Genomic DNA, 13752 nt, shown 5'->3' with positions numbered 1-13752 from the left:
CGGCCAGTTTCTCGCCGCGCAGGACCTCCTCGGCCAGCTCCACCGTGGCGGAGTCGGCGAAGCGCGGGACCGCCACGTCCGCCAGCTCCTGCGCGGTGCGGGTCACGTCCAGGGTGGTGCCGATGCCCATCCCGGCGTCGTAGAGGAGCTTCAGCCGCTCGCGCGCCACCTCGGCCCGCCCCGACAGCGCCCGCAGCTCGGTGGTGTCCCGCAGCGTCACCACGCTGCCGGCCTGCCCGCCGTAGGGGGCGGTGGTCCGCTTGTTGACCGCCAGCAGCCGGTCGGCGCTCAGGTGCACCTCGTCGCTGGCCGCGCGCGGCGAGGCGAGCAGCCCGGCCAGGTCCGCCTCCAGGGGCAGGTCGGCCACCCGGCGCCCCTCCGCGTCCGGCGGCAGGTCCAGCAGCCGCCGGGCCTCGTCGTTGGCCAGCAGCAGCCGCCCGTCACCGCCGACGATCAGCACCCCCTCGCGCACCGCGTGCAGCACGGCGTCGTGGTGGTCGTACATCCGCGTCATCTCCACCGGCCCCAGGCCGTGGGTCTGCCGCAGCAGCCGCCGGCTCACCAGCGCCGTACCGCCCGCGGACAGGACCAGTACCCCGGCCCCCGCCCCCAGCAGCAGCGGAAGCTGCCGGGCCGCCATGCCCGTCACCCTCTCCACCGTGATGCCGACCGCCACCGACCCCACCGCCGCACCGTCCGCCCCGGTCACCGGCACGTACGAGACCACCGCACGTCCCTGGGTGGTCTCCAGGGTCCGCGTGACGGGGGAACGCGGCGGGGTGCGGGGACCGAGGACCGGCTTCCCGATGAAGGCCGGGTTGGGATGGGTGTAGCGGACCCCGTCCTTCGAGAAGACGACGACGAGATCGACGTCGGTCCCTTTCATGATCTTCTCGGCGACGGGCTGGAGCACCGCGGTGGGGTGGGGGCCGGTCATGGCCTTCAGCGTGCCCGGGTCGTACGCCAGCGTCTCGGCGACGTCCATGGACCGCTGCCGGACCACGGCCGCGCTCTCGTCGCGGGCCTGGACCACGAGGGCGACCAGCGCCGCGACGGTGATCAGCAGCACCACCACGACCTGCAGCAGGAACACCTGGCCCGCGACGCTGCGCACCCGGAACAGGGACCGCAGCCGCCCCACGGGCGGCGCCGGTGTCACGCCTTCCCCGTCGTCTTCCCGGGGCCGCCGGGCCTCGGACCGGCGGGTCTGTGCGAACACTTCTCCATTTTGCGCCCTGCTGTCCGGTCGGCATGCGCAGGCGTACGGCGGCGGCCGCACGAGGCCCGGACGCGATCACCGGGGTTGACAGCCACCCGGCCACGGTCGCACGATTTTCAACAGCGTTGCGTCACGAGCAACAAAAGGAGGCGGCGCGCAAGAAGGCAAGGAGCATCCGTGAGCCACCCCCCTCGCACCGGGCGGCCGGGGCCCGCGCCCACCGCCGCCCCGCACCGCCCCGCCGCCCCACGGCATCCGCTGACCGGCCGCCTCACGGCGCTGGCCGGGATCGTCCTCGCGGCGCTGACGCTGCGCGCGGCGGTCACCGCCATCACGCCGCTGCTCGGCACCGTGGGCGCCGCCCTGGGGTTCGGTCCGCTCGCCGCGGGGACGCTCGGGATGCTGCCGACCGCGATGTTCGCGCTGTTCGGCCTGGCGACCCCGCCGCTGGTGGCCCGGTTCGGTCTGGAGCGGGTCGCGCTCGGCGCCATGCTGGTGACCGGCGCCGGCACGCTCGCCCGGGCCGCCGCCTCCTCCACGGTGGCGCTGCTGCTGCTCTCCGCGGTGCCGCTGGCCGCCATGGGGGTCGGCAACGTGGTGCTGCCGCCGCTGGTCAAGCGTCACTTCCCCGACCGGGTCGGTGCGTTGAGCGCGGTCTACATCTCGTGTGTGCAGCTCGGCACCACGATCCCGCCGCTCACCGCGGTACCGGTGGCGCAGGCCCACGGCTGGCGGGTGTCGGTGGGCATGTGGGCGCTGCTCGCCTTCGCGGCGGCGGTGCCCTGGCTGCTGCCGTCGGTCCGGCGCGTCCCCCCTGCCGGGGGTGGCGCGGTGAGCGGCGGGAGCGAGGGGGCGTTCACCGCCCCGGTCCGGCGATCGCCGCTCGCCTGGAGCCTCGCCGTCATGATCGGTACGACCTCGCTGAGCACGTACGCCCTGTTCACCTGGCTCCCCCGGATCCTCGCCGACGCCGGGGCGAGCGCCGGGTTCGGCGGCGCCATGGTCGCGTTGTTCTCGGCCATCGGCATCGTCTCGGCGCTGGTCGCCCCGGTGCTGTGCACGCGGCTGCGCAACCCCTTCCCCGTGGTCGTGGTCTGCGTGCTGTGCTACCTGGCCGGCTACACGGGGCTGTACCTCGCGCCCGCGACGGTGCCGGTGCTGTGGGTGTTCCTGGTGGGCGTCGGGCCCACCACCTTCGCGATGTCGCTCACGCTCATCGGGGTGCGCACCCGCACCGCGCGGGGTGCCGCACGGCTCTCCGGGTTCGTCCAGGGCGTCGGCTACACGCTGGCCTGCCTGGGGCCGCTGCTGTTCGGGCTGCTGCACGACGCCACCGGAGGCTGGGGGGCGCCGTTCGGGCTGCTGCTGGCGGCGCTCGCCCTGATGACGGCCGGCGCGTTCCGCGCCTGCCGCCCCGGGACCCTCGAGGACGACCTCGCCCGGAGGGGGAAGGGGTAGGGCATCATGGACCGCACCATGGCAGGCAACACGACGGAAGAGAGCCCCGACGGCGCCGCTAACGGCTCCGGCCGCGGCATGACCGTACTGCGCAACGGCATCGGCGTGCTGCGCACCTTCAGCGTCGACGAACCCGAGCTCGGCGTCACCGAGATCGCCGCCCGGGTCGGACTGCACAAGTCCACCGTCTCCCGCATACTCGCCACCCTGGAGCAGGACGGCCTGGTCGAGCGGGACCCGAGCTCGCGGCGGTTCCGGCTGGGCCTCGGCGTGATCGCGATGGCGGGCCCGCTGCTGGCCGACCTCGATGTGCGCCGGGCGGCGTACCCGGTGCTGCAGGAGCTGAGCCACCGCACCGGTGAGACCGCGGCGCTGCTGGTGTGGAACGGCGCGGAGGCGGTCTGCGTGGAGCAGGTGGCGAGCCGGCACGAGGTCAAGCACAGCACGCCCCTGGGCACGCGCTACCGCACGGCCGCGAGCTCCTCGGTGCAGGTGTTCCTCAGCGAGCTGCCGCCGGAACGCGTCCGCGCCCTGCTCGAGAGCGGGGCCGTGGCCCACCCCGGGTACGGTGACGCGGCGCTCGACGCGTACCTCGCCCGCCTCGCGGAGACCGCCGAGCGCGGCTACGCCGTCAACTACGGGGAGACCTCGCTGGAGGAGGTGGGCGTCGCCGCCCCGGTCTTCGACCACCGCGGCGAGACGGTCGCCTCGGTCCTGGTCTCCGCCCCCCGCTTCCGCGTCTCCGCCGAACACCTCCCCCTCGTCGCCGACACGGTGCGCGAGGCCGCCGACCAGGTGACCGCCCGCCTGGGCGGCCGCCGCCCCGCCCCGACGGCCTGACGGCGCCGACAGGGAAACACGGGACGACCGGCAGACACGGGACGGGGCACGGCCGGTGCTCCGTTCGCGCCCGGCGTGCCCCGTCCCGTGCGATGCCCCCGGGCCTACGAGGCCTCGAGCGCCTCGATGCGGCGCGGTCGGCGGATCTCGGTCAGGACGGACGCGGCGTGGGCCGCTATCTCACCGAGGGGCGCCACCCACATGCCGTCCAGGGACTGCACGTCCTCCATCAGCCGTTCCAGGGCCGCGGCGCGGGAGGGGCGGCCGGACAGGAACGGGTGGTTGGTCAGGACGAAGCAGCCGCCCTCGGCGTGGTGGGCCTGGGCCTCCAGGAGCCACATCTCGTGCGCCTTGCGCGGGCTCTCGATGACCCCGCTGCCCGTCCAGCCCGGGTAGAAGGCGTACTGCTCCCAGTCGTCCAGACCCCAGTCGACCGGGATCTCCACCAGCGAGCCCTCCGCCCGCTCCCCCGCCAGCCGGTAGGGCACGTCGCCGTCGAGGAGGCTGGAGTCGTAGGTGAAGCCGCGCTCGATCAGCAGGTCGGGGGTGTGCCAGTTGGTCTCCCACCAGGGGGCGCGGTAGCCGGTGGGGCGTACGCCGAGCCGGTCCAGCGCCTCCAGGCCGCGGTCCAGGGTCTCCGCCTCCTCCTTGCGGTCCAGGCCCTGCATCCGCTCGTGCAGGTAGCCGTGGTGGGCCACCTCGTGGCCCTCGTCCACGATCCGGCGCACGGTGTCCGGGTAGCAGTCGGCGGTGAACCCGGGGACGAAGAAGGTGGCGGTGATCCCCCGGCGGCGCAGCACGCGCAGCAGCCGGGGCACGCCGACCCTCGGTCCGTACGCCTGGTGCGACATCAGCGACATCCGGGAGGAGGCCGTGGGGTCGTGGGCCAGGACGCAGGACTCGGCGTCGACGTCGAAGGTGAAGGAGGCGGCGGCGCGGCGGCCGTCGGGCCAGGGAAAGTGCACGGGGGTCCCTTTCAGTGCGCGATACGGTCCAGAGGGCTTCGGAGTGGGGTCTGTCCGGAGGATCAGGCCGCGGGAAACCGGCGGCCAACTGCCGGACGGATCGGGGCGGTCAGACGGCGCTCGGCCGGACCGGGGCGGCGGCGCCGTCCGGCGCGGGCGAGGGCAGGTCCGGCAGGGCCCGTCGCGCCACCCGCGGTCCGAGCACCGCGTACACCGTGGCGCTGGTGATGCCGCCGGCCAGCCAGGACAGGTCGAAGCCGCCCATGGCGGTGGCGATCGGGCCCTGGAAGAACGGGATCACCCCGTGCATGAACAGCCAGGTGGCCGTGATGCCGCTGCCGAAGGCGGTGAGGCCGGCCCAGTTGAAGTCGGGCAGCCGGGAGGTGCCGACGGGGTCGAAGAGCCGCTCGACGGAGACCTGGTCGCGTTCGATGCGGTAGTAGTGGACGAGCATGATGCCGCCCCAGGCCGCGACCCAGGCGACCAGCCCGACCAGCCAGGTGTCCAGGACGTCGGCGAAGTTCCGTTGGTAGATGAGGAAGACGACCGCCACCATGGAGAGCGCGCCGACCAGGGCGCTCAGCAGCCGCCGGTTCAGCCGGATGTCCAGGGCCTGGGAGGCCACCGAGAAGGTGTAGATGTTGAGGATGTTGGTGGCGATCGGCCCGTGCACCACCAGCAGCAGTACGGGGATCGCGAGCGCGCCGAAGTTGTCGACGATCAGCCGCCCCGGGTCGACCGCACCGTTCTTGGTGGCCAGGGTCGCCCCGAGGACGCCCAGCCACACCACGGGGAGGAACTGCCCGAGGGTGCTGGCCAGGTAGAGCCTGCGGCGGGGCATCGCCTTGCTGACGAACCGGGAGTAGTCGGCCGCGTAGGTGAACCAGGTGATGCCCCAGCCGATGCCGATGGCGGTCATCACCGAGGTCATCGCCGCCCACCGCTCGGCTCCGGTGAGCACCTTGCCGGGTGGTCCGGCGTACGACCAGTCGATGTGCAGGAAGAACCAGGCGGCCACCGACATGACCAGCAGCACCAGGATGGTGGGCGGCACGGTCCAGCGTTCGAAGGCGGAGATGGCCCGGTACCCGATCCAGGAGATGGCCACCTGGATCGCCATGATCCCGGCGGCGACCAGGATCCGCCAGCCGTCGTTGGCGGCATTCGGGTCGACCAGGCCCAGCTTGCCCAGGAGCGCCATGACCAGGTCGAGGATGATCCAGGTGTTGACCGCGCACCAGCCGATGGCGAGCAGTCCCTGGATGCCGGCCGGAATGTAGCCGCCGCGCCGGCCGAAGGGCGCGCGGCCCAGCACCATGCCGGTCACGCCGGTCTTCTGGCCGAGCAGCACGAAGAGCCCGAACAGGCCCATGCCGACGAGGTTGCCGACGACCAGTACGGAGATGGTGTCGGCCAGGCCGAGCCCCAGATTGACACCGAGGGCGCCGAGCACCCAGTTGATCGGAGCGATGTTGGCACCGCACCAGATCCAGAACTGTCCGGACACGCTGTGGGTGCGGTGGGATTCGGGGATGGGCTGCAGAGTCTGCTCGACCTGGTGGACGGCATCAGGGCCGGGCGCGGCGGTGGGCGGGGTTGACATGGGGTGACCTCCCGGTGGACGGCCTGCGTCTCCGTCCATGGTCGACGGCCACCTCACACTCAACAAGCGACGGAATGTCATACATGCCGAAGACTTTGGCTACCGTTCTGTCATGCAGATGACGTTGGCCCGTGTTCTCGAACATCCCAGCCTCGCCCCGGCGCGCCCGCTGCTGCGCACCGGGACACACGGTCTGACCAGGCCCGTACGGTGGATCCACTCCAGCGAGGTGATCGACATCGCGCCGCTGCTGCGCGGCGGCGAACTGCTGCTCACCGGGGGCACCGCCCTGGCCGCCGCCGCCCCGGAGGAACAGCGCCGCTACATCCGCGACCTGGCCGCGCACGCGGTGGCCGGGGTCGCCATCGAGGCCGGGCCGCACGGGCCCGGCCTGCCCGCCCCGCTGCTGGAGGAGGCCGAGGCGCTGGACTTCCCGGTGGTCGAGCTGCGCCGGGTGGTGCCGTTCGTCGCGGTGGCCGAGGCGGTCAACAGCGCACTTGTCAACGCGTCGGTGACCCGGCTGCGGGACGCCGGCGAGCTGACCCACCGGCTCTCCGGCATCCTCGCCGACGGCGGGGGCGTACGGGAGGTCCTGGAGGAGCTGGTCCGCCACACCGGCACGGCGGCGGTCCTCTTCGACCGGGCGGGCGCGGTCATCGCCTCCCGGTCGCCCGACGAGACCGGGCAGGGACCGGACGAGACGGGCCAGATCCCGGACGCGCCGGGGCCCCTCGGCAGCGTGGGCGTGCACATCACGGTCCGGGGCGCGCACATCGCCACCCTGGTCCTGTACCCGGCGACCGCGGCGGCCGAGCCCGACGAGGAGGCCCTGCAACTGGCCCAGGAGCGGGCGGCGGAGGCGCTGCAGCTGGCGCTGCTGCGCTCCCGCCCGCCGAGCGCCCGGGACTTCGCCGCCGCCGAGCTGGTCCGGCTCGCGGCCTCCGGAACGACCCCGGCGCGCATCCGCCGGCTGGGTCCGGCGGTGGGCTTCGAGGCGGACGCCCCGGTGCTCGGCCTCGCCGCCCGGGCGGTGACCGGCGCCCCCGACCTCACCCGGCTCGACGGCGTGTTGCGGCGGCACGGCCTGACCGCGGTCGCGGTGCCCGCGCCGTTGGAGCTGCACGCCCTGGTCTCGTTGCGGGACCGGCGCCGTGCGGCGCTCGCCCGCGCCGAGGTGCTGCACGGGCTGCGGGAGTGGAACGCGGGCCGGGACGTCACGGTGACGGTCGGCCCGGTGCTGCCCTCGCTCGCCGGCGCCCCGGCCTCGCTGGGCGCGGCCGTGGAGTGCCTGGAGCTGCGGTCCGCCGGGGCCCCGGTGGGGCTGGTGGTCGACGCGACGGAGTGGAGCATCGAGCGGCTGGTGGCCGGCGACGACGCGCGGGCGGCGGTCGGGCAACTGGTGCAGGAGCAGCTCGGCATGGTGCTCGCCCTGCGCGAGCAGCAGCGCCGGCCGCTGCTCGCCACGCTGGAGGCGTACTTCGCCACGGGCTGCAACAAGACCCGTACCGCAGCCGAGTTGCACCTCCAGCGCCAGTCGCTGTACGCCCGGCTCGAGCGGGCCTTCGACGTCCTCGGCGGCGATCCCACCGGCACGCCCCGCGCCCTGCCCCTCCACCTCGCGCTGCGGCTGTACCGGCGACTGGACTGACGGCGGCGGTCGTTCCTCAGCGCCGCGGGATTTCCAGAATCCATGGAATCTCCTCAGGATCGCCCACAAATGAGTGGTTACGTCCGTCTGGTGGAACTTCTGGTAATCATGGGGTGGTTCGACCCATTCCCTCTTCCCCGGAGCCCTTCATGCGCACTGCCGTCACCACCGCCGAGGAACGGAGCCTCGTTTTCGAGGGTTTCGCGTACCAGTGCCGCATCGTCCCTCAACCCGCCCCGCAGACAGCCCCGTTGGTACTGCTCGGCGGCTCGTCCCAGAACAGATATTCATGGCTGGGGCACGAGAAGTGGCTGGCGCCGTTGTGCACGTTGATCACCGTGGACCTTCCCGGCTACGGCTCCGCGGACTTCCTGCCCGCGCGCCACGGCATCGACTTCCTCGCCGCCGCGGTCAGGCACATGCTGGTGGAACTCGGGATGCCGCGCGTGAATCTCTTCGGCGGCTGCTTCGGTGAAGTCGTCGGTCTCCGGTTCGCGCAGATGTACCCCGAGTTCGTCAGCCGCATCGTCTTCTGCGGTGCGGCCAAGCGCCTTCCCGAGAGTTACGTCGACGCCGTACCGCGCCTGTCCCGCGCGCTGGAACGCGGCGAGATCGCCCAGGCCGCCGACGGACTGGTGCGGATGTTCATGTCGAACCCCGGCGCCGGCCAGGTCCGCAAGCACGCGGCGGTGGCGCGCCTGCTGTACCGGCAGTTCATGAGCCAGACGCCGGACGAACTCAGGAAGGCTCTTGAGCACAACACCAGGCTCACGACGCACGGTTGCTACGAACCGCTGCCCGTACCGGATGTGCCGTCCCTGGTGTTCACAGGGGAGTACGACACCCTGTGCACCCCGCAGATGGGCCGCGAGGTGGCCGCCGCGATGCCCTCGGCACGGTTCACGACGATCAAGGAGGCCGACCATCTGGCCCCTGTCGAACGCCGGCAGGAGGTCGCGGACCTGATCGGCAGGTTCTGCACCGACCGCCCCATCGACGACCTGCCCTACTGCACCCCCGTCGAGGACCCCCGTCGAGTCGCTGTCCCACGGTCCCGTTTCCATGATGGGCGCCCCTGAGAATTCCCAGGGCCGGCGACCGGCTCCGGGGCCGGGAGACATACGCGATTGGCCGGGATCCGTTACCGGATCCCGGCCAATCTCCGCTGCGCGGGCGTCAGGACTTCTTGCCACCGATGGCGACTTTGTTGACGCACGAGATATTCGAACCCTGCGAATTCTGCGGAGCCGGGCAGGTCTGCGTCTGCCTGCTGGAGACGTGGCCGTTTCCCCGCTTGTCGGTGGTGAAGCGGTAGTCGCCCTCCTGCACGCAACGAACGGTGCCCTTGCCGTCATCGACGCACTTGCCGAAGCCGTCGTGGCCGAAGGCATGGGAGGCACCGGCGCCGATCAGAGCAAAGCTCCACAGGACTCCCGCCGCCACTGCGATCTTCTTCGAATCGAGCATCTACCTTCTCCTTTGCGGTCGCCCCCGTGACTGGACGACAGAGACGTTCCGGACGCCTGGAACGACGAAAAGCCAGCAGCAGGCCCCGGGGCCCGGACACTTGGGTTCGGGCCCCGGGGCCTGCATGGATCACCTAAGCAGCGATCACTTGCCGAAGGCGTTCGTGCAGTGGATGATGTTGCCCTGGTTCACCGGGGACTCGTTGGCGACAACCTGCACGTTGACGCGGTCGAGGATGTGGTTGAGAAGACCCGCGGAGTGCTCGCTGGCCGGGCACGAGTTGGTCTGGTCGTTGTCCAGCTTGAACGACTGCTCCCCACCGGCCTGAGCGGCACCGGCACCGAGGAAGCTGACACTCCCGAGCATGGCCACGACGACAGCGGCCTTCTGGAACTTGCGCATTACCTCTCCTTGTTCGTGTCATCACAGCCCGCGCTGGGCTGATTGCTGACAGTCGTAACTGTAGGGGGCTTTTGGCACCTTCTGGTACGCGAAACACCGATTCGCGAAAATTTCCTGACAGCTCCGACGATCCGTCCGGAACCCCGGCAACCGCGCACGGACGACGCGGAGGTGACACCGTGTCCGGTCACGGCGGCCGACGTCCGCCCCGGCGACGAAAGAGCCCCGGCGCCCTCCTGGCGCCGGGGCTCTCCCCGTGGGTTTGCGGTCTCAGCGCTGCAGCGGCAGACCGCCGAGCATCTGCTTGTGGTTGTTCAGCGTGTTCGTGGTGTCCTTCACCGTGTGCAGCGCCGAGTCCTTGCTCTCGGTGTTGAGCAGGTTCTCCGACTCGACCTTCAGGGGCTTCAGGTCCAGGGGGCCACTGGTGCCGGCGAACGCGGGTGCGGCGGCACCGGCGACGACCAGGGACCCGGCAACGACGGCACCAGCCTTCAGGGACTTCATCGTGTTCCTTTCTTCGGCAACGCGGGTCGCCGGAGGGGGTTGTGTCGCCGTGTTCAACGAGCCCCGGCCGGGCCGGAAACCCAAGACGCCGAAGATTTGTGAGTCCTCATATGAGATCGGCGCCGGACAGGCCCTACGCCGCCGGCGGGCGCGCCGGCTCCGGCAGGGCGATCGCGGGGAGGGTGACGGCCGGCGACTCGGCCTCCGGAGTGGCCGCGGAGGTGTCCGCCGACGCCGGACCGGTGGACGTGGCCGCCTCCGACAGGTCGCTGTCGGTCAGTGTGTCGGTGACGAAGTCGAGCGCGTCGGCCAGCAGGTCGGCGGCGAACGCGAGCACCTGGTCGACATCACCGGCGGCGATCGCCGCCACCAGGCTGTCGATGTCCTTCTGCACGGCGGCCGGTGTGTCGCCGGTGATGTCGGCGGCGCGCCGCTCGGACACGGTGCGCGGCGCCTTCGGCGCGGCCGGGGCCGCCGGAGCCTTGGCCGTCAGGGCCTTCTTGGCCTTCTTGGCCGAATCGGCCAGCGCGCGCTCGGCCGCGTCGCCCAGCTTTCTGGCCTCGGCGGCGGGCAGTCGGCCGCCGTCCGCCTCGAGTGCGGCGTTCAGCAGGTCGGTGACCGGGGTGAGTCCGCCGCCGGCGGCGTCGAGTTTCCCGACCTGGGCGCGCAGCGCGTCGGCGCTGGGGAGCGGCGCGTCGGGCGACGCCGCGTGGCCGCGCTCGCGGGCCGGGGCGGCCGCCATGGCGGCGGGTCCGGTGACCCCGACCAGGAGGGCGGCGCACAGTGCACCGGACGCGAGGCGCCGTGCGGGCGGAACACGCATGGGGATTCCTTTCGATGGGCGTCGGATCCTGAGCCCACCGTGAAATCGTCCCTGGTCACCGGCAACCGGTCATGCGCCCCTGTGGACCAACCCGGCCCCCGTCCGGGGGAACGACACCGGCCGCCCTCCCGACAGGGAGGGCGGCCGGATCGAAGAACGGACGCGAACGTCAGTAGTTGATGCAGGTGTTGCCGAACACCGGGTTCAGCAGACCGATCACGTGGATGGAGTTGCCGCAGACGTTGACCGGAATGTGGACCGGGGCCTGGACGACGTTGCCCGACAGCACGCCCGGAGAGCGGGTGGCGGCCCCCTTGGCGTGACTGTCGGCCGAGGCGACACCGGCACTGCCGGCGACGGCCGCGGCGGCGACGGAGGTGAGGACCAGGCCCTTGGTGATACGCAACATTGGGGAGGCGCTCCTTGGAGTCGACTTCGAAACACCCGAGGCGGAATGCCCGCCCGGCTCTCTGTCAACGCGCTGTCGCCGCCCGGGTTGTGCCGCCAATGGGGTGATCCCTGGGAGCGCGACCGCCTTCACGTTTCCAACACACTTATCGCTTTTCGTAGGATTTCATCCAGTTATGCCTGATTGGTGACTAGTGTTGCGCACCTTCCGACACGTCACTTCCGGCGGGCGCATCACACGGGTGTCGCTGCCTGCCACCGCCATCCGCTTTCGAAAGGGCGACGACAGTCATGCGCCATTCCCTGGGTCCGCTGCTTCGCCGTGCGACGGTGGGATCCGTCGCCCTCGCCGCGCTGTGGGTGCCCGGCGGCTCCCCGGCTGCCGCGCCGGCCGCACCGGAGGCGTCCGGCATCACGTTCGGTCAGCGGTACCACGCGCTGCAGCACGGCGGCGTCGTGCGCGCGGCCAACGTCTCCATCACCTGCCGCGCCACCCCGGGAGCACCCTCGTGCGGGGACGTACAGAGGGGCGCGCGGGGGGTGAACGGCGACTTCGACATGTTCTACGTCGACGTCGACGACGACCCGAACACCTACAACTCCTCCCGTGCGGAGGTCCGCCTGCCCGCCGGCTCCCGGGTGACGTACGCGCGCCTGTACTGGGGCGGCAACCTGCGCGTGGGCGAACAGAAGCCGCCGGAGGACAACGGGCGCGTGCTGTTCGCCGAACCCGGCGGGTCGTACCGGGAACTCCTCGCCGACACGGTCGTCGGACACCGCGTGGCGGACGGCGCCGACGCCTTCCAGGCCTCGGCCGACGTGACGAGGCAGGTGCAGGAGAGCGGTCCGGGCCTGTACACCGTGGCGCAGGTCAACGTGGCGGCCGGGCAGTCGGCGGCCGGGGCGTGGGGCGGCTGGACGCTGGTGGTGGCGTACGAGAACCCGGCGGAGCCGCTGCGCAACATCGCGCTCTGGGACGGCTTCGCGCCGCTGAAGTCCCGCGGGGCGCAGGAGATGCGGCTGCGCGGCCTGCGTTTCCCGGCGGGCGCGAGGGGCGTCGCCGGACTGGTGGCGTACAACGGCGACCGCGGCACCACCGGCGACTCCTTCACCCTGACGGCCGATCAGAACGGGTCCGCCGACCTCTCCGACCCCGCCAATCCCGCGAACGACGTCCTGAACTCCACCATCAGTGACCCGGAGGCGGCCCCCTCGGCGCGGGTGCCGGCGTACGCCCACACCCTCGGCTACGACTCCGACGTGTTCGACCTCGCCGGGCGCCTGCGAAACGCCGGTGACGAGGCGACGTTCAGGCTGCGGTCCCAGCGGGACACGGCGTGGGCGGGTGTGCTCTTCGCCGCGATCGACGCCCAGCGGTGAATGTTTCGCCTCCTGTCCCGAGCGTCTTCGTCAGCGAGGAAACGGCACCCATGGACCTGTCCCCCACCGGCCCCCGGCCGCGGGTCCTGCACCTCACCCAGCCCGTGGACGGCGGAGTCGCCCGCGTGGTGGCGGACCTGGTCCGCGCCCAGTCGGCGGCCGGTCTGGACGTGACCGCGGCCTGCCCCGACAGCGCGCTCACCACACGGCTGCGGGCGCTCGGCGCGGACGTACGGCACTGGGAGGCGACGCGGTCGCCGGGTCCGTCGCTGGTGCGGGAGGTACGGCACCTGGCGCGGCTGGTCGACGAGGTGCGGCCCGATCTGGTGCACGCGCACAGTGCGAAGGCCGGGCTCGCCGGGCGGCTCGCGGTGCGCGGGCGGATCCCGACGGTCTTCCAGCCGCACGCCTGGTCGTTCGAGGCGGTCGGCGGGACCACCGCGGCCCTCGCGCTCCGGTGGGAGCGGTGGGGGGCGCGGTGGGCCGCGCGGGTGGTGTGCGTCAGCGAGGCGGAACGCGCCACCGGCGTGCGCGCCGGGATCGACGCGCGGTTCACCGTCGTGCCCAACGGCATCGACCTCGAGCACTTCCACCCGGCCGAGCCCGGCCCCGCGCGGGCCGGGCTCGCGCCGCTCGCCGGGCTCGACCCGGCGGCCCCGCTCGTGGTCTGCGTGGGGCGGCTGTGCCGGCAGAAGGGGCAGGACGTGCTGCTGCGGGCCTGGGACGCCGTCGTGCGCGAGGTGCCCGGTGCCCGCCTCGCCCTGGTCGGCGACGGACCGGACGACGACCGGCTCCGCGAACTGGCCCCGCCGTCCGTGCTGTTCGCGGGAGCCGTCGCCGACGCCCGCCCCTGGTACCGGGCCGCCGACCTCGTGGTCCTGCCGTCCCGCTGGGAGGGCATGGCGCTGGCCCCGCTGGAGGCCATGGCCTGCGGGCGGCCCGTGGTGGTCACGGACGTCGACGGTGCCCGCGAGAGCCTGCCGCCCTCCTTCGCCGACCGGTGCCTGGTCCCGCCGGAGAACCCGGCGGTGCTGG

At 72.5% G+C, this 13752-nt stretch carries 13 protein-coding genes and 1 pseudogene; 6 read left to right on the top strand and 8 right to left on the bottom strand.

The window, feature by feature from the left end; all coding sequences use genetic code 11:
- A pseudogene (locus RH94_RS18265) lies at positions 1-1141 on the bottom strand (PAS domain-containing protein); the annotation flags it as partial.
- Positions 1142-1396: 255 nt separating this feature from the next.
- Here RH94_RS18265 and RH94_RS18260 point away from each other — a divergent pair.
- Positions 1397-2677, top strand: a complete 1281-nt coding sequence (locus tag RH94_RS18260) for an MFS transporter (protein WP_199880992.1) — start codon at positions 1397-1399, stop codon at positions 2675-2677.
- 18 nt (positions 2678-2695) lie between these two features.
- On the top strand, positions 2696-3517 hold the full coding sequence (locus RH94_RS18255) for an IclR family transcriptional regulator (RefSeq protein WP_073948637.1): 822 nt from the start codon (positions 2696-2698) through the stop codon (positions 3515-3517).
- Positions 3518-3621: 104 nt separating this feature from the next.
- Here the strand turns inward: RH94_RS18255 and RH94_RS18250 are convergent, their stop codons facing one another.
- Positions 3622-4482: a polysaccharide deacetylase family protein gene (locus RH94_RS18250; protein WP_073948633.1), complete on the bottom strand. Its 861-nt coding sequence runs from the start codon at positions 4480-4482 to the stop codon at positions 3622-3624.
- A 109-nt stretch (positions 4483-4591) separates the two neighbouring features.
- Positions 4592-6085 (bottom strand): purine-cytosine permease family protein, encoded by a 1494-nt coding sequence (locus RH94_RS18245; RefSeq protein WP_073948632.1) that lies wholly within the window; start codon positions 6083-6085, stop codon positions 4592-4594.
- 112 nt (positions 6086-6197) lie between these two features.
- Between RH94_RS18245 and RH94_RS18240 the strand changes: the two genes are divergently transcribed.
- Positions 6198-7733 (top strand): PucR family transcriptional regulator, encoded by a 1536-nt coding sequence (locus tag RH94_RS18240; protein WP_073948631.1) that lies wholly within the window; start codon positions 6198-6200, stop codon positions 7731-7733.
- A gap of 149 nt (positions 7734-7882) precedes the next feature.
- Entirely contained in the window at positions 7883-8812 is a 930-nt protein-coding gene (locus RH94_RS18235; protein ID WP_073948630.1) for an alpha/beta fold hydrolase, read from the top strand.
- Positions 8813-8909: 97 nt separating this feature from the next.
- Here the strand turns inward: RH94_RS18235 and RH94_RS18230 are convergent, their stop codons facing one another.
- The 5 genes from RH94_RS18230 to RH94_RS18210 form a co-directional block, all read right to left on the bottom strand.
- Positions 8910-9200 carry a hypothetical protein gene (locus RH94_RS18230; protein ID WP_073948629.1) on the bottom strand — a complete coding sequence of 97 codons (291 nt, stop codon included), beginning with the start codon at positions 9198-9200 and terminating at the stop codon, positions 8910-8912.
- Positions 9201-9344: 144 nt separating this feature from the next.
- Positions 9345-9602, bottom strand: a complete 258-nt coding sequence (locus RH94_RS18225) for a hypothetical protein (protein ID WP_073948628.1) — start codon at positions 9600-9602, stop codon at positions 9345-9347.
- 270 nt (positions 9603-9872) lie between these two features.
- The gene (locus RH94_RS18220; RefSeq protein WP_073948627.1) at positions 9873-10106 is read right to left on the bottom strand and encodes a hypothetical protein; all 234 of its coding nucleotides are present in this window, start codon (positions 10104-10106) and stop codon (positions 9873-9875) included.
- 133 nt (positions 10107-10239) lie between these two features.
- On the bottom strand, positions 10240-10929 hold the full coding sequence (locus tag RH94_RS18215) for a hypothetical protein (RefSeq protein WP_073948626.1): 690 nt from the start codon (positions 10927-10929) through the stop codon (positions 10240-10242).
- A gap of 169 nt (positions 10930-11098) precedes the next feature.
- Positions 11099-11338, bottom strand: coding sequence for a chaplin (locus tag RH94_RS18210; protein ID WP_073948625.1), 240 nt, complete (start codon positions 11336-11338; stop codon positions 11099-11101).
- Between the two features lie 290 nt (positions 11339-11628).
- Between RH94_RS18210 and RH94_RS18205 the strand changes: the two genes are divergently transcribed.
- Both RH94_RS18205 and RH94_RS18200 read left to right on the top strand, forming a co-directional pair.
- Positions 11629-12717 (top strand): DUF3344 domain-containing protein, encoded by a 1089-nt coding sequence (locus RH94_RS18205; RefSeq protein ID WP_073948624.1) that lies wholly within the window; start codon positions 11629-11631, stop codon positions 12715-12717.
- 50 nt (positions 12718-12767) lie between these two features.
- On the top strand, positions 12768-13752 hold a 985-nt coding region (locus RH94_RS18200), incomplete at its 3' end, for a glycosyltransferase (protein ID WP_407697330.1).

Origin of the sequence: Streptomyces kebangsaanensis (assembly GCF_001906585.1) — a bacterium.
Lineage (GTDB): Bacteria > Actinomycetota > Actinomycetes > Streptomycetales > Streptomycetaceae > Streptomyces > Streptomyces kebangsaanensis.
This window is presented reverse-complemented; position numbering and strand designations above follow the sequence as displayed.

Excerpts from the sequence above, each read along its gene's own strand:
- RH94_RS18255 (WP_073948637.1), top strand. The coding sequence starts at position 2,696 with ATGGCAGGCAACACGACGGAAGAGAGCCCCGACGGCGCCGCTAACGGC.
- RH94_RS18220 (WP_073948627.1), bottom strand. The coding sequence starts at position 10,106 with ATGAAGTCCCTGAAGGCTGGTGCCGTCGTTGCCGGGTCCCTGGTCGTC.
- RH94_RS18230 (WP_073948629.1), bottom strand. The coding sequence starts at position 9,200 with ATGCTCGATTCGAAGAAGATCGCAGTGGCGGCGGGAGTCCTGTGGAGC.
- RH94_RS18225 (WP_073948628.1), bottom strand. The coding sequence starts at position 9,602 with ATGCGCAAGTTCCAGAAGGCCGCTGTCGTCGTGGCCATGCTCGGGAGT.
- RH94_RS18240 (WP_073948631.1), top strand. The coding sequence starts at position 6,198 with ATGCAGATGACGTTGGCCCGTGTTCTCGAACATCCCAGCCTCGCCCCG.
- RH94_RS18235 (WP_073948630.1), top strand. The coding sequence starts at position 7,883 with ATGCGCACTGCCGTCACCACCGCCGAGGAACGGAGCCTCGTTTTCGAG.
- RH94_RS18210 (WP_073948625.1), bottom strand. The coding sequence starts at position 11,338 with ATGTTGCGTATCACCAAGGGCCTGGTCCTCACCTCCGTCGCCGCCGCG.
- RH94_RS18205 (WP_073948624.1), top strand. The coding sequence starts at position 11,629 with ATGCGCCATTCCCTGGGTCCGCTGCTTCGCCGTGCGACGGTGGGATCC.
- RH94_RS18245 (WP_073948632.1), bottom strand. The coding sequence starts at position 6,085 with ATGTCAACCCCGCCCACCGCCGCGCCCGGCCCTGATGCCGTCCACCAG.
- RH94_RS18215 (WP_073948626.1), bottom strand. The coding sequence starts at position 10,929 with ATGCGTGTTCCGCCCGCACGGCGCCTCGCGTCCGGTGCACTGTGCGCC.